This window comes from Methylomusa anaerophila (genome assembly GCF_003966895.1).
GTDB lineage: Bacteria > Bacillota > Negativicutes > Sporomusales > Sporomusaceae > Methylomusa > Methylomusa anaerophila.
The window spans coordinates 2,900,460-2,922,570 of the sequence record NZ_AP018449.1 but is presented as its reverse complement, the minus strand read 5'-3'; the positions used below and the strand labels follow the sequence as shown (position 1 = coordinate 2,922,570).

Sequence of the window (22,111 nt, the reverse complement as noted above, 5' to 3'; positions counted from 1 at the left end):
ATATATAATATGATATCATGAATCCATTAATCCGGGTACCTGAATCATCCTTTCTTATCTCATCTCAATATCCCGTAAACGGGCCAGGAATTTTTCCACTTTGCCGGGCTCACCTTTGACTTCATATTCGTGCAGCCAAAACGCCCCCTCCTTGCGACTCTCAACAAGCCGCAACTCAACCAGGCATTCACTGGCCAGGTGCGCGACTCTTTCCGGTTTGACGGACGTTATGACGGGTTCGGGGACAATCACCGGTTTGGGTGTTGGCCGCCTTCCCATTTTCTTAGTCGACATTCTCTGTAAGTTCACCCACTCTGCTATATTATATATGGCGCATTAAGGGATTGACATCCGGGTATTAGGTTAGGCGACAGCGTCGAGGCGTTCCTAATATAGCTGCTGCCGTATAGCTGCTGCTTTAAGGTTATTCTGTTATTTTCTATACTGTTTTTGCAAAACCTTTTTAGAACCTGCTAACCCGCTACTGTTAGCATGCTCGCAAAGCGGAAAATAACACTTAAAACGCAGGCTTACAAAGGTTGGCGAATCTTGCTCTATCTAAATCATAACCATTTGATCAGATAACCGTCCGGAACCATATTTTGGCCAAACTACGCTTTGACTTTTCTTTACTTTTATAATATATTTATAGAGTGATAAATTAGCTATGCTATATAGATAATAGATAATAGATAATAGATAGTTTTCAAAAATGATTTATATAAAATCATTTTTGAATTTCATATAGATATTCAGATATCCAGATATCCAAAATTGGAGGTTTATTAATGTCGGAAAGAATGAATCTACAGGATGTACTGCGTGAACACGGCGTCCCTTTAATTACTCTTAACGTAACTGCCTCTGAGGCGGAAAGCCTCAAACTCCGGGAACGGCTGATGGCAATCCGCGATTTGAGCCAAGGCAAGGAACAGGGGTATCTGGAAGTGTCCTGCACCTTTTATATCGATGTTCATGATATTGATCGCTATTTAGCGGGAGAACTTGCCGATCTGGCCGCAATCTACGCCTTTCCGGAAGATGTAAAAACCTACAGGGAGGAATAACATGGAAAATAACATGAAAAAACTTTTGGTACTGACATTTTTGTTTGCCTTTGCCTTTAATACCGTTTGTTTCGCCGCCGTAGGCAGTTCCAAGCCTAGAATGTCCACTCCTTCCCGCAAGCCGCCTGCCACGCAGCAAGCCTCGCCCTCAAACGGCGGCTACCAGCCTTCCGCCCCCGCCGGCAGCTATACGGATAAAGCCCCGGCTGCCAAACAATCCACACCGCAAACCGCACAAACCCCTCAGCAGCAGCCTTCTTCCGGCGGTTTTCTGCGTAATATGGGAATGTTCGGCGGCGGTATGCTGTTAGGCGGCTTGCTCGGCGGTATGCTTGGCTTCGGTAACGCCGGAATGTTTGCCTCCCTTATGGGAGTGCTCTTTAACGTCCTCTTGGTTGTGGGAGTTTTCATGGCCGGGCGTTACCTATGGGATAGATTTAAGCGCAGCCGCGAAAAAGCAAATATGTATCGCTAAGAGACGTTTTGCGTCTCTTTTTTTTTGCGATAATAATAAAAGCCTGCATGTTATTATGCAGGCTTCAAACTCCAACAATTATGCTTCTCCTTTGAGACGGGCAAGTTCCGCTTGTTCTTCGGAATAATACCACCGGATTGATTTACCGAAAACACATCGCATGGCATCTACCTTCCCTTCCTGGGCCAACTTCCTCATTTTTTTTAGATCGAATCCATTTGTAGAAAAGTAACCAGCTGAGACGAACCCTCGATTCTTAAGCCATTTACGGTAGTGATCAAAATCTCTACTTTCCAACTGGACTTGCCAAATCGCCATATTCTCCTCACGGCCTTTCTATTCTTTTACTACTATTGTATCATATTTTAAGCGTGAAAATGTTAACTAATCGTAAAAAATATAAAAAGAATGTCGGTTGTTAACACAAAAGTTCTTTTCTCTCTGTCACAGCCAGCCTGTACCGTTGGTTGACTTAGTGCCGTCATTGAAAATGAAGGTGTTGAGCTTATAACCTCCGCCCTGGTTCCAGTCAGCAATGGTCACAGTATTAGTCCCGATCGTAATGATCAAATCGTCGCTGTCAGTACCGCCGATGCCTACCAAGGCTGATGAACTGGTGAAAGAGCTGAAATCGATTCTGTCCAAATTGTTGGTCGCGTCGGCACCGATTATATCGTTGCCGAATGTTCCCTGGAAGACGTCGATATCGACGCCGGTACCGTTGCAGAGGAAATCGTTGCCGGTGCCGCCGGTCAGTGTATCGTTGCCGGTACCGCCATACATGGTGTCGCTGCCTTTGCCGCCGATCAGGTAGTCATTGCCGATACCGCCATCCAGGTAATCATTATTGTCATCGCCGTAGAGATAATCGTTGCCGTCACCACCATAGAGGCTGTCACTGCCGTACCCGCCATAAAACGTGTCATTGCCCGCTTCACCGCTGATGCTATCGTTGCCCGCGCCGCCGCTAAAGGTGTTGTTGGCAGTATTGCCTGTAATCACATTATCCAGTTCATTCCCGCTGCCGTTAATTGCATCAGTGCCGACTAATGTCAGGTTCTCAACGTTGGCTCCCAGCATATAGGTAATAGACGATTGTACTGTATCTGTGCCCTCGTTAGAGTCCTCAGTTACAATATCACCGGTATTATCTACTACATAAGTGTCATCGCCGGAACCGCCATACATGGTGTCGTCTCCTTCGCCGCTGACCAGGTAGTCATTGCCGGCGCCCCCTGTGAGAGTATCATTTCCCAATCCGCCGAAAATAAAATCGCTTCCCGTTTCACCATCAACATAATCGTTGCCGTATCCTCCATCAACAAAATCATCACCTGTTCCACCGTACAGCGAGTCTTTACCATCTGATCCGTTGATGATATCATTCCCGAGCGAACCAAGCACGAAATCATCCCCGTAAGAACCCTCCAAATAATTAACGTTATCTTCCGGAGCATCGGAGTTTTGATTCGTCATATTTAACATTTTTTCCACCAAATCATATCTTGCAGACATTTCTTCTGCGGTCAATGTTCCATCTGCAAATTCAAACAGTGAGATATATTTTGTGTCCTTCCAATCGCTGATACGTAAAATCTCCTTTGTGTCAACAACTTCAAAAATCAAATCATTATCGTCTACAGCAAAGAACACATCATTCATCGACAATTTGTCAAAAGTAATTTTGTTTTCGATCACCTCATTACCAAATTGACTTACTATGGCCGGAGTATTAATTTCGTACTGACCAAGAAGTTGTACTAAGTCAGTGTATAACTGATTAGAGTATTCTACTAAATCATTCTCACTGCCCCTACCCCACATGACGGTAGAGCGATGACCGTTAAGGACAATCCAATCATTACCCGAACCGCCAATTAAAGTGTCGTTATAAAAACCGGATCTTAGAATATCTTGACCTTCGCCACCGTCGAATGTATCACTGCCGCCGCTAATACCTGCCAAAAAATCTTTGGCACTATATCCAAGATAATCATCACCACTATATCCCTCGATTTGATCATCGCTTATTGTGCCTGAAAGATAATCATCGGAGCCCGTACCTTTTGTTGCTATATACCGCATCAATTCTTCCCCGGTCAGCGTCACATCTTCCAATTGAAAAGTCAGTCCACCGGAGTATTCGAGTTGTTCCTTTGTTTGGGATAATACAATAGGTCTGCTAGTTGGAAGCCCATCTGTATCAATTTTACACCTTGAAAGATCATCGAGTTTGATTCCCTGCATTTTGACCAGGCCATTATTGTCAATAATATAATCGTTACCATAGTTTACGCCATATAAATACACGTCATTTTTTCCGGACAAATAGTCATCTCCTAGACCTCCGTCCAGGGTTGTAGTATCAGAGCAAAAATCCAAAATCTCATCATTGCCGTTTCCACCAATCAAAAGATCGGAGGCTGTTCCTCCCACTATATAGTCGTCGCCGTCACCGCCGTTTAATGTACATTTAGTATTGCTGTTATTCACTATTTCATCATCACCCCCACCCCCATAGACGGTCATGGGATCCGGTTGGTATTGTCGGTAACCCGCTTCCGGATATCCCCACGCCTCAAGCATATTATGTACTACTACCTGCTCTACACTTTGATCATAATTACACAGTTCGGAAAAAGTCAGGGGATTTGACGGCCCACTACCATCTAAATATACTTTTTTGTCAGGTCTTGCTGTACCGTCCTCGTATATATACTTAATCTCAACCGGATAACCTGCTCCAACAAATTTCCAGTACGATGGTACCAGCCCTCCATCCTCCAGCCAAATGCGATAGTTTACAAATTCATAGCTGTCTTCGCCAGTTATTTCTATATCCCAGTTATTACGTTCCATTCCCTCCACCTTAGTAGAGCCAATACTAATTTTCTCCTTGTCATCAGTGCCGCAATAATCAAGTTTAGTTACCACTCCCTGGAAATTTACATCAAAACTTTTTACTGATGATACACCATCAGGATAAACCGACGTACTTGCATTTACTTTTGTAATAGAAAAAAGCGCATAAGGTTTAAGAACAACCTCCTTAGTTCCATTGGGCATAGAAAAATCAGGTTTGTATTGTGTAATTATCTGATAGTCGCTGTCAGGGTTTTCCCCAATCGCCGGGATAGGTGAATACGGATTATCAATTGTTGTCCATGTTCCCGTATACGGGATTAGTTTGGCGGCATACTTTATATCGGAATTTGTTCCCAATAAATTATTAATATAGTACGTCAAATTAATATTCCCTTTTACCGGATGGACACCGGTAACCAGATCATTAACAATAAAATCAATATCATGCAAATAAATGGATATAAAAGTCGGGGCCACGCCACCCAAAGTCCGGCTCACTGCTCCACCAGGATTTGGCATTGTATATATTTTTGCCCCGATATCAACTCCACCCGGTATATTATGTAAAAATTCGCCGTCATAATTGATGATATTTATATCCTGGTTGCCAAATTTTAAAATATTGTCTTGGTCTAACTTTTTATATCCTTCAACTTGTTCCTTACCTTCTGTAGTAATTTTTGTCGTATTAAAACAAACCGCCGGCGCCTCAAACTGCAACGCAGCCATCTGCGCTAGAAACCCGCCTAAACTATCCCCTGTAAAAGATACCCTTTTTCCGTCCTTCTTCGCTTTTGCAACGACATTTTCTAAATATGCATTCCGCTGTATTGATTCTCACCCCGTGTCCACCAATCTCCTGTGTCAATTAATTGCTCAGTTCCCTGGAAAGCTACGATAACTTCCGTATTACTTTCGAAAATACGCGCATAACCCCCGTTGTCAGGGTTATCAATCACATCTTTTTGATAATATCCCTGTGCGGAAAGCTCATCAATACATTTTTGGGAACCGTCAATATACGCCGCTCTTGCCATCTTGGCATATTTAATTAGTTGCGCCTGGGTTATTTCCATTCTCTTTTCCTCCCTGATATTAATTAGAAGAACCGGTTTTCTTGATGATTATTAAATCGGACGGGATTGCGTACTGGCTGGACGGAGACTGATAGTGGCGCCTAAAAGCGATTTGGTTGCCACTGGGAGAAAATTTAGGCAGTTCATCCGGATGGGTGGTTAACCTGACAACATTGCCATCCTCGGGATTGAACAGCCAAATACCTCTGGTTGCCAGAGCTCTTGGATTAAGAAAATCAAAATAACCTGATGAATAGGGGGTGTTTGCATAGACAAGCTTGCCGCCGGCGCCGACATCCCAGTCGTGCACCAGGTGAGAGACCGCCGTTCGCCAACCTTTTTCCGGTTCCCGCAGGTTATAATAGTCCAGGGAGACATCATACCGGTGCATCGTTTGGGCATAGAGCATTTGACCGTCCGGGCTGATTTTCAGGTCCTTGATAAGAGTAATTTCCTCCCCAACAGGTATGCTGCCGATTACTTTCAAGTCCAGTGAGTACACGTTTAACTGCAATTTATAGCCGGTGCTCTCATCTCTCTGCGCTATCAGTATGGCTTGGCTATCCGGCAGCCAAGCCACCTTGATGTCCGCTACCCAGCTCGTTTGTTCCCAGGGCCAGTAGACGACTTTCGGACTCGGAATACCCTTGTTAAAACTGCCCCGGAAAAATACTTTTTGACCGTCAGGAGACAATAAACGAAAAGAACCTAGACCAAAAGATTCGGCCTCCAACATTATTTCTTTTGGTCCATCCGGCATTTCTTGCCGTATATACTGAACGGATTTCTTAGGCTTATCAATCAGGCGGATATAACCAACCCAGTTTCCATGCCTTGAAACACTACTTTTACCACCCCCAATATCAATAATAGTAAGCTGCCCGGTGTTAAGATCGAATACTCTTAAAGGACTCAAATCATTGTGTTCGTTTGGCATTTCAAACCTGCCCACAATAGCGCTTTCATTTAACCAGTTAAACTCGAACGTCCCCATTGCGCGGTGAGTTTCTGCGAACTCAGCCCACTCGGAATAGGCAGGTTGCTGTTTATATATCAGCACTTCATATCCCAAGTAATTTGCTGGTATTGCAACCAAAACAGCAGAAAATAAACTAAGCAATGCTCGCCTTTGTTTTACGCCGAAACGCCGATGGTTCAAATATAGCAATACTAAGAAACCAGACAGCAAAGAAAGCAGAAAAAGCCGCAATTCATTGAGCATTAAATAGCTGAGCCATATTTGCCAACCGGCGAAGAATAGCAGGAAGAGAACACAATAATAATACCGTGCTTGACTCGGACGGACGGTACTGATGAATAACTGAACAAACAGTCCGATAAAAAAGAGAGGGATAATCCAACCGATATAGAATGCCCCTGGATCATGCGTCACTGCAATATAGAGGTGCCAGCCAATATTGGCAAGCAAATAAAATTGAAACAGCCGCCAGAAATAATGGTTAAATAAGTTTTGCATGGATTCTGTTATGATCATAATCATCTCCATTGAAGAAATCCTTTTAAATTGCCATTATTGAATGTTATCCGCTGTAATACCCCATATCAGAATTTTTTCATTCCTTAAATAAAAAATATATTATTATTTTTCATCGTTATCAAATATTTCCTGCTTATTGTTAAATGTTTTAATAAAAAATGAAGAACAACTAACAATTAGACGTTAGCCGTTCTTCATTTTTTATCGCTCTTTTTCATCCCGACAAAAAGGATTTGGGTTCCATTAGGCAAACTTATTAAGTTAATATAAGCAGTTTTCCTTTCTCAAATCAATTTGCGTTCCTCCGGTCTAGCCAAATTTAAATTAACGTGGCAATAGCCGCCTGGTGTTTTGCCTAAATAATCCTGGTGATACTCCTCAGCCGGATAGAAATTTCTTAAAGGTTCCACTTCAACCACAATAGGTTCTCTGTAGCGTGACCGTATGGCTGCAATATAATCCATCATAACCTGCCTGTCACCTTCATCCGTGAAGTAGACGCCTGTCCGGTACTGAGTTCCCCGGTCAGGTCCCTGGCGGTTTAAAGCAGTTGGATCAATTATGCGGAAGAAATGTTCCAATACCCCGCGCAACGATAACACGCTTTCGTCATAAGTCACTTCGCAGACTTCCGTGTGACCGGTTAACCCGGAACAAACCTGTCGATAGGAAGGATTTTCAACGTTTCCCTGCCCATATCCCACAATTGTGGCAAGAACCCCTTTAAGCTGTTGAAAATACGCTTCCACCCCCCAGAAACAGCCGCCGGCAAGCCAGATCTTTTTCATACTGCTCTCCCCCTTTAAGTTATGTTCTGCTACTGTACGGAGACCGTCTTAAAAGCTTGGAAAGCTTTTAAGACGGTCTCTCATCTTCATTCTCAAAAAATGACTGTATATTCGCTTCTATAATTTCACTTCTTTCGGCAGCCACTTCCTGCTGCTGTCCTCGCTGCACTCGCAGCAACCGTAGAGTTCGGTAATGGTTTTTCCTATATTCTGGTAGGCCGTCATAATATCCGGAGCCGGAGCATCCCCGCAAAGGCGGCATTTTACAACCGCCGGGTTCTTTTTCATTTCCTGATGGGAAACTTCAATGGTTTTCTTACAGGATGGGCACTCAAACGAAAAAATCATAGGTGTCACCTCCAAGTTATTTGTTAATATTATTTCGCTAAATATTCTTATTCTCCTTCGCGTTTTTATACATTCTGCCCCGGCCTGAAACCGGACCCGGTAGAATTTTTCGTTCCGGACCCTTGTAATTAATATAACCGATAGTGTTAAATATAAGTACAGCTTACCCGGCACTCAAGAATTTAGGAGGGATTTATTTGGACACAAATTACCGTATTGCTTACAACAAAGGCTGGCGCGACCTAAAAAGCAAGACGCCGGCAGAAATTGCCGCCAGCATGGATGTAGAATATGTAAGCAGCAAACAGTGGTTTATAGTACCCTTTCTCAATGAAAACTACATCGTAGACTGTGGCAGCGAAACGATTGGCAAAGAGCCGGACGGAAGCGTTCCCCCAATCGGGGCGGCCATATTGATATTGCATTATCTTAGCTATTTCCAGTCCAAAGAAGAAATCGCCAATAAATGGGTTAGTCTAAAAGAGATACCGAATGGGGGAATCCTGTTTTACCCTGCGTTTCACAAGGAAGCAATCGGCGGTCTAATCAAAGCCTTTGGCCAGCAACCGGAACTCTTGCTGAAATGTGCTGCCTCTCTGGGCGGTAAGCCCGCCGCCTTTGGCGACGTGTCCGCCACCTTCCAGGTGTTTCCCAAAATCCCTCTGTGTATTGTTATCTGGGAAGGAGACGAAGAAATTCCCGCCAACGCCACTATCCTTTTCGACCCTTCCATCCAGCATTTCCTGCATATCGAAAGCATTATCGGCCTTGGATGTCAGGCTGCGGACAAACTGGTCCAACTGGCGTTAAAACAATAAAGATAACCGGGGAACTATTCCCCGGTTATCTTTATTGCAGGCTGTTGAAAAACTTCGCCTAGCGTCGTTGCTCCTCAGAGCTCGGGTTAGTATGCAAGTTGTTTTACTTACACTCTAACTTTTCGCATAAAGTAACTCTCTATGGCGACGTGCTCTTGCGTACCCCCCAAGTACGCGGCGCGGCGGGCTCTTCCGGTGCGCCTAGCTATGCTCGTTTTTGAACAGCCTGGGATTTTTTATTGAATCACCATTTTCTGCTGGAACCGCCGCCGCCGCCGGAACCGCCGCCAAAACCGCCTCCTCCTCCACCGCCGCCTCCCCGGCGGATAAGCGAAAGCAGGAGAAAGGTAATCGCGCCGCCCAGGAACAGCCAGTCAAACATAAACAGGACTAAGACGCCGGCAATCATTGCAAGCTGAGCCCACCACGGCAACGTATCCCACCAGGATTCTCTGCTGTCTGTTCGAGCCGTAGGAACAGGCTTGGCATCCGTCTTCAGTTCCAGATTGTATTCCTTAGCCGTCTCGGTGACAAGAGCCTGGTATCCGTTTAAAATACCCTGGTCATAATCTCCCCGCTGAAAATGCGGAATCATGTATTCGTCCTGAATCCTGCCGGTTTTAGCATCCGGCAGGGCGCCTTCCAGGCCATAACCGACCTCTATCCGGGACTGGCGGTCACTGACGGCTACCAGCATAACAACACCGTTGTTGAGTGTCTTGTCGCCAACACCCCATTGCCGCAATATTCCGAGGGCGTAATCCTCAAGCGCCGCCCCCTCCAGGCTCTTAACCGTAACGACGACAACCTGGGCTTTCGTCTTAGCTGCCAATTGACTGCCAAGACTGTTAATCCGTGACTTGGTCTCACCACTTAATACCCCGGCAAAATCCTGCGCGTAGATACTGCTGGCCGGCGCCGGGGGAATATCAGGCTGAGCAAAGGCTACCGCGGCAAGCGCGAGGTAGGCGCCCAGTATCAGCCAGGTCAGCCACTTTTTCATCATGGCCCCTCCACTCGCTAAAACTTAACTTCGGGAACGGTTTTTGCACCTTCTTCGGCCCTAAAATATTCTTTGGCCCCGAATCCCATGGCCCCGGCATACAGGCTTGTGGGAAAAGAACGTATTTTGGTATTGTAGCCCTGCACGGCATCATTATAATCTTTGCGGGCTACCGCAATCCGGTTTTCAGTCCCCGCAAGCTCATCCATAAGAGCTTTAAATGTTTGGTCCGATTTCAAATTGGGGTAGTTTTCCACAACCACCAGCAGCCGGCTTAACGCACTGCTAAGTTCGGCATCAGCCTGGGCTTTCGCCGCCGGCCCCTGGGCGCCCGCCAGGTTGGCCCTGGCATCGGTAATGGATTTAATCACCTGCTGCTCCTGGGCCGCAAACCCTTTTACCGTATTAACCAAATTGGGAATTAGATCAGCCCGGCGCTGAAGCTGGTTCTCGATTTGGCTCCACTTGCCGTTAACTGATTCATTAAGAGAGACTAAATTGTTATACCCGCCGACACCTACTATGGCCAGGAGTGCAATAATGATCCCGGCAATAATCCAACCTTTCAATAAGGGCACCTCCCAAAGTATTTAAATTGTCGCAACTCATTTATATTATATCAGTTTTTTCTTGTTAACAACTATCCCGGAGAGTTTTTTCGACAAATAACGCTAATCAAAAAGCATATTCGACAAATAACGCTAAACATAACGAATACTTAACAATCGATAGCAGGAAAGTTCTTTGTCATCGTAGAAAAGCACAAGAGTAAAGAGTAAAGCAGATTTTAGCGGAGATGATAATGTGAATCCAACTAAAGTTGCCTCTCATTTGTCCCCTCTGCCGCAGATGTCCGGCATTCTTATGGGCAGCATGGTCCAAAGAAGTCCCTTTGTCTCAAGACAAACTGCGGTGGAGAAAGTAAGCGAAATTTTTACCCAGACGAATGCGCAAGGTATTGTGATTGTGGATGAAATGACACCTGTCGGCCTATTAATGAAAAACAAAATGCATTTCCATTTAAGTTCCAAGTATGGAGTATCCCTCTATTCTAGACGTCCTGTTGAACTGATAATGGATAAACATCCTACCATCGTGGAATCTTCCCTCCCGTTGGAACAGGTTTCCAATTACGTTTTTGAGCGTATGGAAGAACAATTGTATGACTTGATCATTGTTGTTGACAATGGCCAATACCTGGGAACGGTATCCATTATCCAACTGCTGAGACAATTAACCGACCTTCAAATTCGCTACGCCGCCCAGGCTAATCCGCTGACCGGGTTGCCGGGAAATCTTATGATCGAAGAACGACTTAAGCAAACAGTAATTAAAAGCGTCAGCAGTCATTTTGGCGTTTTATACATCGATTTAGACAATTTTAAAGCATTTAACGATAAGTATGGATTTGAGCATGGAGACAAAGTAATTAAATTTACCGCTGATTTGCTGGCATCTTGTTTACTAAACTTTGATCCTTCCTTTAGCATTTCCTTTTTAGGCCACATCGGCGGCGACGATTTTATTATCGAGATCGATGGTGACAATCCGGAAGAGCTGGCTGAGTCAATTACCCAGGAATTTGACAAAGGAATTCATTCTTTTTATGCGACTGAGGATCTGGAACGGGGATGTATAAAAGTTTATAACCGCAAAGGCCATCTTGAATCCTTTCCTATTATGAGTATCTCCATCGCCATCGTACACAACCGTTACCGCAATTTCAACAATTATCTGGAAATCGGTGAAATTGCCGCCCGAATCAAGAAAAAAGCCAAAAAAGTCTGCGGCTCCATATGGATTGTGGACCAAAGGAAAGAAAAGGATAAAGAAGAAGAAGAAGATAAAGACTTCGTTTAGTTAATATAGTTAAATTTCATGCCCGGCTTAGCAGGATTTCTTTTGTAAATGACGAACTACTCCTTGATCAGGTTTCTTACCCTATAGAACAAAGGAGGATGGTCGTGAACAAGCATAGCTGGGTACTGAAAGACAGTTGGGAAGTTGAAAACGGGTGGAGACTGATCTTTACCAATAAACCCGACCGTGTCCATTTTATTGACATCACGCTGCCGCAAGAAATAGATCCGGCAGTTGTAAGCAAAGTGGAAACCGAACAATGGTCCACAACTGAATTGATTCAATATTTAAATCAGCTTGTTGCCAGATAATATAATGCTATTATAAAATCTATTCCCGATATGCCGTCTTCTCCGTCTTCCCTTGCGAAAAAACCTAGTATTATGACAGGCAGTCTTAACCGACTGCCTGTCATTTACTTTTTAGAACACGTCTACCTCTCTCCTACCTCAGCGTAAACCTCACAGGAACTGCCACCCATTCCGCCACAGGCATACCTTCTTTAAGCGCCGGACTGAATTGCCAGCGCCGCACGCCGGCAAGAGCCGCCTGGTCCAACTGGCTATAACCCGAGCTGGCAATAACCTGGACATCTTCAACCAAACCTTGTTCTGAAACCAACACCCGCAATTTGACCGTCCCTTCCCAGCCATTCTGGCGGGCAACTTGAGGGTAATCCGGTTCTCCACCGGCGATAACCCTGACTGATCTCGTCGGGCCGGACGGTTTGGACGGACCGGGCGGGCCGGCGGCGGCGGCTCCTGTTTCCGTACCCCCTTGGCTGTCTGGTCCTGCAGCCTCCTGCCCGGATGAACCGCCAATATTTATCAGGCCGTTTCCTGCATTTGCCGGCACATTTACCATATTTCCATCAGTCGCCGCGCCGGCGGCTGCCAGCGGCTGAACGGACGATGGACCGGCAGCAGGCTTGGCCGGCTCCGATTTAACCGGTGCCGGTACTTCCGGCGGTGCACTTGCTTGCTGCGGCGCGTTTGCCGGTGAATCAACCGGCTCCGGTGGTGAGAAAAGCTCGGCCAGCGACACTTCTACTTCTACGTACTCAGGCTTACTTGACTGCAGCTGCGAAAACGTGGTATTGAGCAGCCCTAGAATGATCAAATTAATGAGTACAGCTGTACTGAACGGCAGATACCATTTACGCTCCGGCATGGCTTATATACCCTTGGCGTCTACTGCCACCGACAGTTTGGAAATGCCGGTTTTGCGAATTTCGTCCATTACTTCTACCACCGTACCGTGCCGCACTTCTTTGTCCGCCTTCAGATAGACCACCGGCTGCTTGGCCGCGGTGGCTGTCAAAAGCGACCTTAACTCGCTCAACGATATGGTTCTGTCACCTACCGCCAGTTGCCCGTCCCGGTTGATAACGACCACGATATTCTGGGGCTGGTCAGCTACCGCCGCCGCTTTGGGCAAATTAATCGGCAGCCCGGGATTAGTTAAAATAAAAGTGGTTGACATCATAAAAAAAATGACCAGCAGCATCATGACATCAACCATAGGCGTCATATCTAAGTGTACCCCGATGGAATGTCTCGATTTTCTCAACGACACAGCATTTCACCTCTTCGCGCTACCAGTCTGGTAATTTCCCGCGTCCGCCTTTCCAACAAATGGAGCAACGTTTCGGCCCAGTTGCGAAAATGGTTGTGGGCGATCACGCTGGGGACAGTGACCAGCAGACCGGCGGCTGTATTATAGAGTGCTTCCGATATTCCCTCCGCCAGCTTGTGGGGATCACCGAGACCGCTTAACGACGCGGCATGAAAGGTTTTAATCATGCCCAAAACAGTTCCCAACAAGCCCAGCAGCGGCGCGATAGTGGCGATTGTCGCCAAAATATACAGGTATTGTTCCAGTTGCGGCGCTATCTCGGCCATCCTGTCGTCAATTGTTATCTCCGGCTGCTCACCCCGGCGGCAGTTTTCCATTGCTTCTTTAAATACTTCCGCCAAAAAAGTCTCATCATGTCCCACTGTCAAGGCTGCCGCCGCAATTTCCTGTCCGGTAAGGGCCTGTCTTACCTGGCGCATAACTTCCTTCTCTTCCCGCTCGATGCGCCGGTAAAACCGCCAGCGTTCAATTATGATCGTCAGGGCAATAACCGAGCAGCTGACAATAATCAGCAGGGTATAGCCGCCTTTGTTTATGATATCCACGAAAAAACTCCTCCCATCAATAAATAAGCCGGCACTGTATTAAGGCATGCCGACCGGTTTGACCCTAGCTAGCTAAGTCCGTTTCGCTATAAAACAACCCAATAAATACTTTATTTTAATATAATACGCTATGGGAATTGTTGTCAAGGAATTCCAGAATATTTCCCTTCTCGCCAGTTCCTGGATCGGGACTCTCTTTTACTTTGCCCTTTCCTCATTGGCAGGCGATCTTGTTATGTATACTTTATTAATGTTAATTTATCGGCTTATAATGTTAATTTATCTTAATCCTATTGTAGTTGACTCAGGCTGTTTTTCGGTTGTAAAAACAATTTAAATAGTCTATTATGGAAATAAGAAGAAATTTTACAGTTGAGGTATTTTGTTTATATGGATATAAAATCCAAGAATGCGGCCAATAATTTGTTTTTGTCATATCATTATCATTATCATTGCCGGACTTTTTTCTTCATTATCTGCTTGTTAGTTTTTACTATACATTTTAGCTCTGCCGAGGCTCCGCCAAATGACGGACCGTCTGCACCCGCTTTAGATGCGCCAGCTGCGACCGCCCCAAATAATCCACCTTCCAGCTCCAGCCCGCCGGAAAATGCGGCATCTTCAACTGTAGACAAACCAAGCAATCCGCCGGAGAGCCCACCCGCTGCAACCGTCCCAAATAATCCGCCGGAAAATACTGCAACCAGCCCGGACAGTCCGCCTGCGGCTCCTGAGTCGCAGGCCCCTGCAGCGGCGCCGCCTCCCGCTGAGTCGGCAACCGCCGGGTCAAATCCCTTTGTTGTGAAGCTAGAATATATAAAGCCTGAGCAAGTGAAAACCATGCTGACCGTCGTGTTTCCCGATAACCAAATCAGGGCGGAGATTGTGAATAACATGCTGGTTGTCGCCGGCAGCGACGCCGACTGCAGCACCGTCAAAGCCATGCTGGCAAAACTGGATGTCCCGCCGCGGCAGGTCATATTTGAAGCGGAGGTGGTGGAAATATCCCGTGACAATCGGCGAAATGTCGGCATCGACTGGGGGTCGCTGACAGGATTGCCGGAAGCGGCTACGATGGACGGCAGCGCTTTTCCCGTCCGCCTTGGTACTCGTTATGGCATCGAATATGGCACCAATATCGCCGGCGTTCTGCACCGTCTGGTAGAAAACAAAAAGGGCCAATTGCTGGCCAGTCCCCGCGTCGCCGCCCTGGATGGCCAAATGGCCCAAATTCTCATCGGTGACAAATTGGCGGTGGAAAGTACGCAGATTAACAGCGGCACTCAATCCACCACAGTAACCTACGTTGAGGTCGGCATCAAGCTGGAAATAACGCCCACCATCCATGAGGACGGCACCATAACCACCCACATCAAGCCGGAAGTCAGCAACAAAACGGACACTACTACCAAAGGAAACCCCAATATCCGGACCCGCCAGGCCGAAACAACCCTGCGGGTAAAAAACGGAGAAACAATCGTGCTGGGCGGCTTGATTCAGCGCCAGAAAACCTTTGATACCCTCAAAGTTCCCCTTTTGGGGGATCTGCCTCTCGTCGGGTCACTTTTTCGCTCGACCGACAGGGAAAATACCGAAAGCGAGCTGATTATTCTGATTACCCCAAAACTGGTGGATTCATGATAAGAAAGGATGCCATAGCTATGAAACGTGCTTTTATAACAGGCTTATTCCTGCTGGCCTTGCTTATTGCCCCGGTGCAGACCCCGGCGGCCGGCAATGCCGATCTGATCTGGCAGTGGGCGCCGGTTATTTATCAACAGGATGACCACCAAAACCCTATAGCGCGGGAAAACGTCTTTACTGTGGTAAACTTTGATCGCGACTGGCGAACGAATAATAATTGGATAAACTTGCCCTACTATTCGCCGAATGCGGCGGTGTACTACTCGCTGGTGGAAAGCGACACCCACTATTTTATCGGCTATTATCTCTATTATCCCCGCCACGCAGGCGGGACCAACCATGAACACGACATGATCGGCGCTATGGCTGTGGTACAAAAAAAGGCCGATAAATCGGGACAGCTTGAATTGCTATTGACTTACAGCAACAATGAGTGGCTCAAATTGGGCGGTTCGCAAGTAAAAGTCGAAAATGGCCACCCTATCCTGACCGTAAGGGCCGGTACCCATGGGATATCGAATAGGCAGGCGCCGGGTACAGGTGGTACTTACCCCTTGCTGCCCAATGGCGCTCGGAGCGACACGACGGCCCGTGGCAATTACCAGTTGGTTGACTTGCAGGAATTATGGCAAAATCGCAATGATATCGGCCAGAACCGTACTTTTTCCCGCTGGGGCTACTTCGACAGTAACTCTTATCTCAATACAGGCGCACCTTGGGCCTGGCAATATCGCGGGATCAACTGGCTGGCTAAACCGGCCGAACTGGCGCAACTGATTCAAGGAGTCCAAAACAAGCCGGGGACGTACCTTACTAATCCATATTCCAGCGTTCGGTAAGCTTAAAAGCACTATCTTTCCGGTAACGGATGATAGTGCTTTTAAAATTGCTATTCTATTATTTATTATAGAAGTTAATCATGCTTGCATTGTTTTTTATTCAGCTTCGCCTGCTTCGTCCTGGCTGTCGCCGGCTATTACATCTTCAAAGGTATCCAGAATATTGGCATGATGATCATCCAGCGAGTCGCTGATAAGCCTGAGAACCGCGCTGGTCTGTTCTTCCGGCAAGCCCATGGCTACAATAATGTCTGTCAAACGGTCTTCGAGGATTTCAATATCGTCGGTGAATAGTACTTGGATATCCTCCGGTATTTCAAGATCTTTTTCGTCACACATAATATACACCCCTTTACCGTTGTCTGTTTCATTGATAAAGCGAAGGCCTTACCGTTAAAGCATGTCCTAGTGGTCTGTCTACACTGAAATCATAATTACTTCGCGGGCCTTTTTCCGTAATGCTTCGTTGTCGTCAGCTTACATATATCCGATATGCGCGCCTCCTCCGCCTCGCCTTGCGAAAAAATTCCCGCGAATTCTTTTACGCTTTCAAAGTAGACAGCCCACCAGCGCTTCATTTATTACCATAGTAACATGGATTTTGTCCGCTGTCTTGTAAACATTTTGTAAATTATACCGGGTCTTCCTCTTCCTCGCAGTCTGCATCTAAATCATAGTGACAGAACCACCAGTCGAAACATTCTATTCCACCATGGGCGGCTTGCGCTAACCGTTCTTTCGCCTCTTTCTCCGTTTTGGCCGGGGGAATGATAACATGGTCGTCAATTATACTATTGTCAGGCCAATTAGCCGGCGTCGACACGCCAAATTCGTCGGTAACCTGCAGGGCCCGTATCAGCCTCATGATTTCACAGATGTTTCTCCCCGTTTCCTGCGGGTAATAAATTATTGCTCTGATAACCCCGTTTGCATCAACGACAAAAACCGCTCGCACGGTATTTGCGCCTTTATTGGGGTGTATCAGCCCCAACCGGTGGGCAATGATCCCCGTTTGATCCCCTATTACCGGGAACCAGATTTTGGTGCCGAGATTTCTCTCAATCCACTGTATCCACTTTAAATGAGCAAAAACCTGATCTACCGAAAGCCCGATCAGTTCGGTGTTCAATCGGCGAAAATCCGCTCGCCGTCTGGCGAAATCGACAAACTCCGTAGTGCATACCGGCGTAAAATCCCCGGGATGGCTGAACAAAACAAACCATTTCCCCCTATATTGCCCCGGCAAACAAATTTCGCCCTGGGTTGTGGCTACTTTCATGGTTGGAAACGGATCGCCGATTAACGGCATTTTTGTATCAGTCGCAGGCTGCATAGCATCTCCTCCCATTTGTTTCTAATATATTTATGTAATATTATATTCCTGCCCCGGAAAAACTGTTCAAAACGTATAACTGCAAGAGTTGCGCCGCGTATTTTAATTATTAACCGCCAAGCACACCAAAAGCGCCCAAAAAAACAGCAGGACATTAGCCTAGTGGTCTTGGGCTCTTGGCGGTCAGAAGTTTTATGCAATTTTCGTACAGCTTATGGTTTCTTTAATTACTCCTCTCCGCTCTTGCTCCGAATAGCTCGGCAACCAATTGGGCGGCTTTAGCTTTGTCAGGTACCCAATAACTACTTTCATTGACTGTTGCGAAATCACCCGGCAACATTTCAGCATGAAGAGAATCCGATTTTATGCCTTTTAATGCATTGGCCACTCGAATTAAGGTGAAGGTGCTCATGTCGGTCTGAACATACTGGCTGACAGTTGTCACCAGTGCCGGCAGTTTCAGGATGGTGCCGGCTCTAAGCATCTGACCGGTCAGTGCCGTTAAGAAACGCTGCTGCCGCTCAACCCTTCCAATATCACCCAGCTCATCATGCCGGAACCGGACATACTCCCCGGCCTTTTCACCGTCAAGGTGCTGGTAGCCTTGGGACAAATGAATGCTTAAATTTTCGTATGGGTCCTCGTAATCCATATCCCGCTCCACAGTCATATCCACGCCGCCCAATATATCCACAACGTTGATAAATGCCTTCCAGTCAATCACGGCGTAGTAGTCGATAGGGATATGAAAGTTGGCTTCAACGGCACGAACGGACAGTTTCGGCCCCCCGTAAAAGAAGGCATGTGTGATCTTGTCATTCCCGCTGCGCCCGGGAATACTTACTTTCGTATCCCGTGGAATGGAGAGCAGGTTTACTGTGTCTTCACCCGGATCAACACTTGCCACAATCATAGTATCGGACCGTTTTGCCCCGTTGGCAATATCAGGATCGCCGTCATCTATCCCTAATAGCAGAATATTGATACGGCTTGCGGGTTTATCATCAAAGGTTATACTGGCAGGAGCAGCCGGGGAAATGACGGACGGCGGCTTGGGATTGGATGCGGCGTCTTCAATTTTGCTCAAAATTGTAAAAACTGTGACAGCCGTCATAATGAATAAAACGAAACAACCGGCAAATAGCAGCATCTTCTTCCAGAACCATTTCATCCTGCTTCCTCCTTCCACTTTCTTACGGAAAGTAAATAAAATAGAAACGCTCGCAGGTCTTTGAGCAGGGAAAAAGTATATCACATAATGCTATTGCTAGCTATACCAGAGTAACAAATATCCGCAAAGCTTTCAACCGGTTTAATATACCAGAACTTAAACGATAGTGTCGAAGTGTTAATAAGGCTGTCCTTCGCCGTCTTAAGCATGTACTTTGATAATATAAAAAACCTGCACCTCTCTCTCGGTGCAGGTTTTTTTATCTCTTGCTATCTTATTTGCTATTTGCCATATAGCCGGGACAGATAATACATAATCATATTTCGACCGGCTGGTAACGAATCTCCCAGGTAAGGGATCCTTTGCGGGGAAGGTCCTGGAAAACCCGTCTTTCATTCATACTATATCCCAATATGGTAATCTCCTTGGCTCTTTTTTCCGGCATCAGCTTTCTATCGATGGTTCCGGGATATATCATTTCAACTTCACCATTTTCCCAGACGATGCGAATGGCAGATTTTTCAGCATGCTCCCCTGTTGCCTGGAAGTTAACAACAACCAATCCTTGTGCCAAACGTCCGGCGATAACCTGACGCAATTCCTTCTTGCCCTCAAAAGATACTTTATCCCCCTGAAGAATCCGCAGCGACGGCAGGGGTGTAATGGTTACCGCATCAGGGGGAATATTTATGTCTGCCGGATTAGGAGAAACTTCCGGCATAGAAGGCGTTTCCTGCTTAAAAGGAGTTTCCGACTTAAGGAATGTTGGTTGCCAGGGATTTCCTTTTGACAGGAACAGGTAAACTCCCGCTACCACTGCAAGCATAACAACAGCTCCACCCAAAAATGGCTTCCAATGTTTGTGCATACTCTACTACCCTCCTCCTCGCATTGTAAAGCTTTTTGTTTCTTTTCGCAAGGAGGCAGGCAGGCGCTATTACGCTATTATTTGTGTATATCCCAAAAATATTGTATCATTGCACTACAATGGGTGATCAAAGGATCAATAGCAAAAAATCCGGTTGCGGGGAAGGAAGGCTGGCAATGAAACCGTATCATACCTATACAGTAGCGAAAGAACATGCCGATTTAACGGTTGAAGAATATTTGAAGCAGATTTTGCAGTATTCCGGCAGGAAGATTCAAAAGCTGACCAGGCAAAAAGGAATTCTCTTAAACGGCAAACCGGTATATCTACAAAGAAAAATTAAACCGGCGGATACTTTGCGTGTACTGATTCTTGCCGATACCGCCCACGGCCTTCAGCCGGAACCGGGCATAATCGAGATACTTTATGAAGATGACTGGCTGCTGGTCTTGAATAAACCGGCTTACCAGCTGGTACATCCAACCGGTCAAACCACTTCCGGCACTCTGGCGAATTATTTAGCCTATGAATTGCAGCAGCGAGGGACGGCAGGCACTGTTCGTCCTCTGCACCGCTTAGACCGGGAAACCTCCGGCTGTGTAATTTTCGCCAAGGATTCCCGCAGCCAATTTATCCTGGAACAACAGTTAAAAACGCACTTGTTAAAACGTACATACCGGGCTTTGGTAAAAGGAATGATTCAACCGCCTTCAGGCGTTGTCGACGCCCCCATCGGCCCCCACCCAAACCTGCCGAACCGCCGGGCGATAAACCCGGCGGGCGAAAGGGCGGTTACTTATTACCGGACTATCGGCAGCTTTGACGGTGCCACGCTGCTGGAACTTAATCTGGCGACAGGGAGAACCCACCAAATCCGTGTCCATTTGGCCCATCTCGGCTGCCCGGTTATCGGCGACGCCATGTATGGACTTCGCACTTCCTGGATGCCCAGGCAGGCTTTACACGCAGCTGCCGTGAGCTTTCAGCATATAAAAAACGGGCAGGAGATTACGGTTTACGCTCCCCTGCCCGCCGACTTTTCCCAGGCTGTTGATTTTTGTACAAAGATGTAAGGATATATAGTTACTCCGCCGAATCGCCGCCTTTACCCAGTTTTTTGGTTTCCCCGGCAACGATGTCCGTACCGGTATGATACGGGCTATTTGTGTTAATTGTCGGTTCAGCCACAGGAATGCCCCGCTTAATAAGAAGATCGCGCAACACCCAGGGCTGATCTGTAATCAGACCGTCAACACCCATATCTATAAGCATGTTTGCCTTGCCGGGATCATTCACAGTCCAGGGTACCACCTTCATACCCAGTTCATGGGCTTCGGTGACTAATTCATTGGATAATTCTTCCCAATAAGGAGAAACGACGTCGGCGCCGATGGCCTTGGCGGCTTTGATATAGTCCCCTTTATAGGCATCAATATCAAGACCGGCCATCCATGGAGACGCCCCGGGTTCGCCTACTTGACGGCAGACGCTGTCACGACCCCAGGAAGGTTGTTCACAGGTTAACGCTACCAAAGTAATTTTGGGGTCCAGTTTTTTCATTTCCTTAAGGGTTCTCCAGTCAAAGGACTGTAACATGACCCGGTCTTCCATGTGATATTTTTTGATAACCTCATAGACTTTTTTGACAAACACGGTCGGATCAGGATTATTTTTCGCTTCCGGGAATGCAGGATCCGGGTAGGATTTTGTTTCAATATTGAACATTACCTTGTCGTTACCGTAGGCTTTAGCCAGTTCAAAAACTTCTTCCAAAGTAGGCATTTTGGTTCCCGGTACGGCTAGTTGCGTTTTGCCGTGTCCCGCGTAATAATCACCGGCGGCGGGATTCATGGTCCCCAGATCAAATTGTTTAACTTGCTCCAGCGTCATTGTACGGATATCATATTTGCCGGATTCAACATATTTTCCGTCGGCGCCTTTGGCTAAACTGCCGTTCATAAACGCATTATGGCTAATTACGATGCGGCCGTCTTTGGTCATTTGCATGTCCATTTCCAGAGTAGTAACACCCAATTCCATGGCATAGGCAAAAGAAACCAGCGTGTTTTCCGGGCGAGCGTCCCGTCCGCCGCGATGGGCTTCGAAATCAAAGATTTGGGGGACAGCTGCCTGCGCATGATCAATGTGGACTACATTGACACCGGCTGTCAACATAGCGGCAGTAAGACTCACCGTTAACAAACGCCTCAAGTAACTCATTCTTTTGTTCATTTGGAACCCCCCTGAAATGATTCTTGATTAGTTGAGCAAGTACAAT

26 protein-coding genes are annotated in these 22,111 nt (G+C 46.6%); 8 read left to right on the top strand and 18 right to left on the bottom strand.

Features of this window, described 5'->3' with window-relative positions; all coding sequences use genetic code 11:
• Positions 1-54: 54 nt before the first annotated feature.
• Positions 55-294 carry a hypothetical protein gene (locus MAMMFC1_RS13155; protein ID WP_126308942.1) on the bottom strand — a complete coding sequence of 80 codons (240 nt, stop codon included), beginning with the start codon at positions 292-294 and terminating at the stop codon, positions 55-57.
• Between the two features lie 494 nt (positions 295-788).
• Between MAMMFC1_RS13155 and MAMMFC1_RS13150 the strand changes: the two genes are divergently transcribed.
• A complete protein-coding gene (locus MAMMFC1_RS13150) occupies positions 789-1,067 on the top strand; it encodes a hypothetical protein (RefSeq protein ID WP_126308941.1) in 279 nt (92 codons plus the stop codon).
• Position 1,068: 1 nt separating this feature from the next.
• Positions 1,069-1,542, top strand: coding sequence for a hypothetical protein (locus MAMMFC1_RS13145; protein ID WP_126308940.1), 474 nt, complete (start codon positions 1,069-1,071; stop codon positions 1,540-1,542).
• 78 nt (positions 1,543-1,620) lie between these two features.
• On the opposite strand, the gene MAMMFC1_RS13140 is transcribed toward MAMMFC1_RS13145, so the two are convergent.
• The 6 genes from MAMMFC1_RS13140 to MAMMFC1_RS13115 all read right to left on the bottom strand — a co-directional run bounded on the left by MAMMFC1_RS13140 (position 1,621) and on the right by MAMMFC1_RS13115 (position 8,117).
• A complete protein-coding gene (locus MAMMFC1_RS13140; RefSeq protein ID WP_126308939.1) occupies positions 1,621-1,860 on the bottom strand; it encodes a hypothetical protein in 240 nt (79 codons plus the stop codon).
• A gap of 126 nt (positions 1,861-1,986) precedes the next feature.
• Positions 1,987-5,136, bottom strand: coding sequence for a calcium-binding protein (locus MAMMFC1_RS13135; protein ID WP_126308938.1), 3,150 nt, complete (start codon positions 5,134-5,136; stop codon positions 1,987-1,989).
• A gap of 80 nt (positions 5,137-5,216) precedes the next feature.
• Complete coding sequence (locus MAMMFC1_RS13130) at positions 5,217-5,483, bottom strand: hypothetical protein (RefSeq protein ID WP_126308937.1); 267 nt, start codon at positions 5,481-5,483, stop codon at positions 5,217-5,219.
• 19 nt (positions 5,484-5,502) lie between these two features.
• A complete protein-coding gene (locus MAMMFC1_RS13125) occupies positions 5,503-6,978 on the bottom strand; it encodes a hypothetical protein (RefSeq protein ID WP_126308936.1) in 1,476 nt (491 codons plus the stop codon).
• Positions 6,979-7,265: 287 nt separating this feature from the next.
• A complete protein-coding gene (gene msrA, locus MAMMFC1_RS13120; RefSeq protein ID WP_126308935.1) occupies positions 7,266-7,769 on the bottom strand; it encodes a peptide-methionine (S)-S-oxide reductase MsrA in 504 nt (167 codons plus the stop codon).
• Positions 7,770-7,886: 117 nt separating this feature from the next.
• Complete coding sequence (locus MAMMFC1_RS13115; RefSeq protein WP_126308934.1) at positions 7,887-8,117, bottom strand: hypothetical protein; 231 nt, start codon at positions 8,115-8,117, stop codon at positions 7,887-7,889.
• A gap of 197 nt (positions 8,118-8,314) precedes the next feature.
• On the opposite strand from MAMMFC1_RS13115, the gene MAMMFC1_RS13110 reads away from it, so the two are divergent.
• Positions 8,315-8,935 (top strand): DUF3786 domain-containing protein, encoded by a 621-nt coding sequence (locus MAMMFC1_RS13110; RefSeq protein WP_126308933.1) that lies wholly within the window; start codon positions 8,315-8,317, stop codon positions 8,933-8,935.
• Between the two features lie 244 nt (positions 8,936-9,179).
• On the opposite strand, the gene MAMMFC1_RS13105 is transcribed toward MAMMFC1_RS13110, so the two are convergent.
• Both MAMMFC1_RS13105 and MAMMFC1_RS13100 read right to left on the bottom strand, forming a co-directional pair.
• On the bottom strand, positions 9,180-9,938 hold the full coding sequence (locus MAMMFC1_RS13105; protein WP_126310606.1) for a TPM domain-containing protein: 759 nt from the start codon (positions 9,936-9,938) through the stop codon (positions 9,180-9,182).
• A 17-nt stretch (positions 9,939-9,955) separates the two neighbouring features.
• Positions 9,956-10,507 (bottom strand): LemA family protein, encoded by a 552-nt coding sequence (locus tag MAMMFC1_RS13100; RefSeq protein ID WP_126308932.1) that lies wholly within the window; start codon positions 10,505-10,507, stop codon positions 9,956-9,958.
• A 235-nt stretch (positions 10,508-10,742) separates the two neighbouring features.
• Between MAMMFC1_RS13100 and MAMMFC1_RS13095 the strand changes: the two genes are divergently transcribed.
• On the top strand, positions 10,743-11,798 hold the full coding sequence (locus MAMMFC1_RS13095) for a diguanylate cyclase domain-containing protein (protein ID WP_126308931.1): 1,056 nt from the start codon (positions 10,743-10,745) through the stop codon (positions 11,796-11,798).
• Positions 11,799-11,902: 104 nt separating this feature from the next.
• On the top strand, positions 11,903-12,109 hold the full coding sequence (locus MAMMFC1_RS13090; RefSeq protein WP_126308930.1) for a hypothetical protein: 207 nt from the start codon (positions 11,903-11,905) through the stop codon (positions 12,107-12,109).
• A 133-nt stretch (positions 12,110-12,242) separates the two neighbouring features.
• On the opposite strand, the gene MAMMFC1_RS13085 is transcribed toward MAMMFC1_RS13090, so the two are convergent.
• From MAMMFC1_RS13085 to MAMMFC1_RS21525, 4 genes are all read right to left on the bottom strand, one after another.
• A complete protein-coding gene (locus MAMMFC1_RS13085; protein WP_126308929.1) occupies positions 12,243-12,968 on the bottom strand; it encodes an energy transducer TonB in 726 nt (241 codons plus the stop codon).
• Positions 12,969-12,971: 3 nt separating this feature from the next.
• Positions 12,972-13,373, bottom strand: a complete 402-nt coding sequence (locus MAMMFC1_RS13080) for an ExbD/TolR family protein (protein ID WP_126308928.1) — start codon at positions 13,371-13,373, stop codon at positions 12,972-12,974.
• A complete protein-coding gene (locus MAMMFC1_RS13075) occupies positions 13,364-13,978 on the bottom strand; it encodes a MotA/TolQ/ExbB proton channel family protein (RefSeq protein WP_126308927.1) in 615 nt (204 codons plus the stop codon). Before MAMMFC1_RS13075 ends, MAMMFC1_RS13080 begins: the two co-directional genes overlap by 10 nt.
• A 449-nt stretch (positions 13,979-14,427) precedes the next feature.
• Entirely contained in the window at positions 14,428-14,874 is a 447-nt protein-coding gene (locus MAMMFC1_RS21525) for a hypothetical protein (RefSeq protein ID WP_158618766.1), read from the bottom strand.
• On the opposite strand from MAMMFC1_RS21525, the gene MAMMFC1_RS21520 reads away from it, so the two are divergent.
• Together MAMMFC1_RS21520 and MAMMFC1_RS13065 are read left to right on the top strand one after the other, a co-directional pair.
• Positions 14,819-15,619: a type II secretion system protein GspD gene (locus tag MAMMFC1_RS21520; RefSeq protein WP_324332203.1), complete on the top strand. Its 801-nt coding sequence runs from the start codon at positions 14,819-14,821 to the stop codon at positions 15,617-15,619. The genes MAMMFC1_RS21525 and MAMMFC1_RS21520 overlap by 56 nt on opposite strands.
• A 20-nt stretch (positions 15,620-15,639) precedes the next feature.
• A complete protein-coding gene (locus MAMMFC1_RS13065; protein ID WP_126308925.1) occupies positions 15,640-16,461 on the top strand; it encodes a hypothetical protein in 822 nt (273 codons plus the stop codon).
• A 96-nt stretch (positions 16,462-16,557) separates the two neighbouring features.
• Here MAMMFC1_RS13065 and MAMMFC1_RS13060 read toward each other — a convergent pair whose 3' ends face one another.
• The 4 genes from MAMMFC1_RS13060 to MAMMFC1_RS13045 all read right to left on the bottom strand — a co-directional run bounded on the left by MAMMFC1_RS13060 (position 16,558) and on the right by MAMMFC1_RS13045 (position 19,833).
• Positions 16,558-16,800, bottom strand: a complete 243-nt coding sequence (locus MAMMFC1_RS13060) for a hypothetical protein (RefSeq protein WP_126308924.1) — start codon at positions 16,798-16,800, stop codon at positions 16,558-16,560.
• Between the two features lie 292 nt (positions 16,801-17,092).
• The gene (locus MAMMFC1_RS13055; protein WP_126308923.1) at positions 17,093-17,794 is read right to left on the bottom strand and encodes a peroxiredoxin; all 702 of its coding nucleotides are present in this window, start codon (positions 17,792-17,794) and stop codon (positions 17,093-17,095) included.
• Between the two features lie 223 nt (positions 17,795-18,017).
• A complete protein-coding gene (locus MAMMFC1_RS13050; protein ID WP_126308922.1) occupies positions 18,018-18,965 on the bottom strand; it encodes an LCP family protein in 948 nt (315 codons plus the stop codon).
• Positions 18,966-19,281: 316 nt separating this feature from the next.
• Positions 19,282-19,833 (bottom strand): hypothetical protein, encoded by a 552-nt coding sequence (locus MAMMFC1_RS13045; RefSeq protein ID WP_126308921.1) that lies wholly within the window; start codon positions 19,831-19,833, stop codon positions 19,282-19,284.
• A 176-nt stretch (positions 19,834-20,009) separates the two neighbouring features.
• Between MAMMFC1_RS13045 and MAMMFC1_RS13040 the strand changes: the two genes are divergently transcribed.
• On the top strand, positions 20,010-20,906 hold the full coding sequence (locus MAMMFC1_RS13040; RefSeq protein WP_126308920.1) for an RluA family pseudouridine synthase: 897 nt from the start codon (positions 20,010-20,012) through the stop codon (positions 20,904-20,906).
• A gap of 10 nt (positions 20,907-20,916) precedes the next feature.
• Here MAMMFC1_RS13040 and MAMMFC1_RS13035 read toward each other — a convergent pair whose 3' ends face one another.
• The gene (locus tag MAMMFC1_RS13035) at positions 20,917-22,065 is read right to left on the bottom strand and encodes a glycerophosphodiester phosphodiesterase (protein ID WP_126308919.1); all 1,149 of its coding nucleotides are present in this window, start codon (positions 22,063-22,065) and stop codon (positions 20,917-20,919) included.
• Between the last annotated feature and the right edge of the window lie 46 nt (positions 22,066-22,111).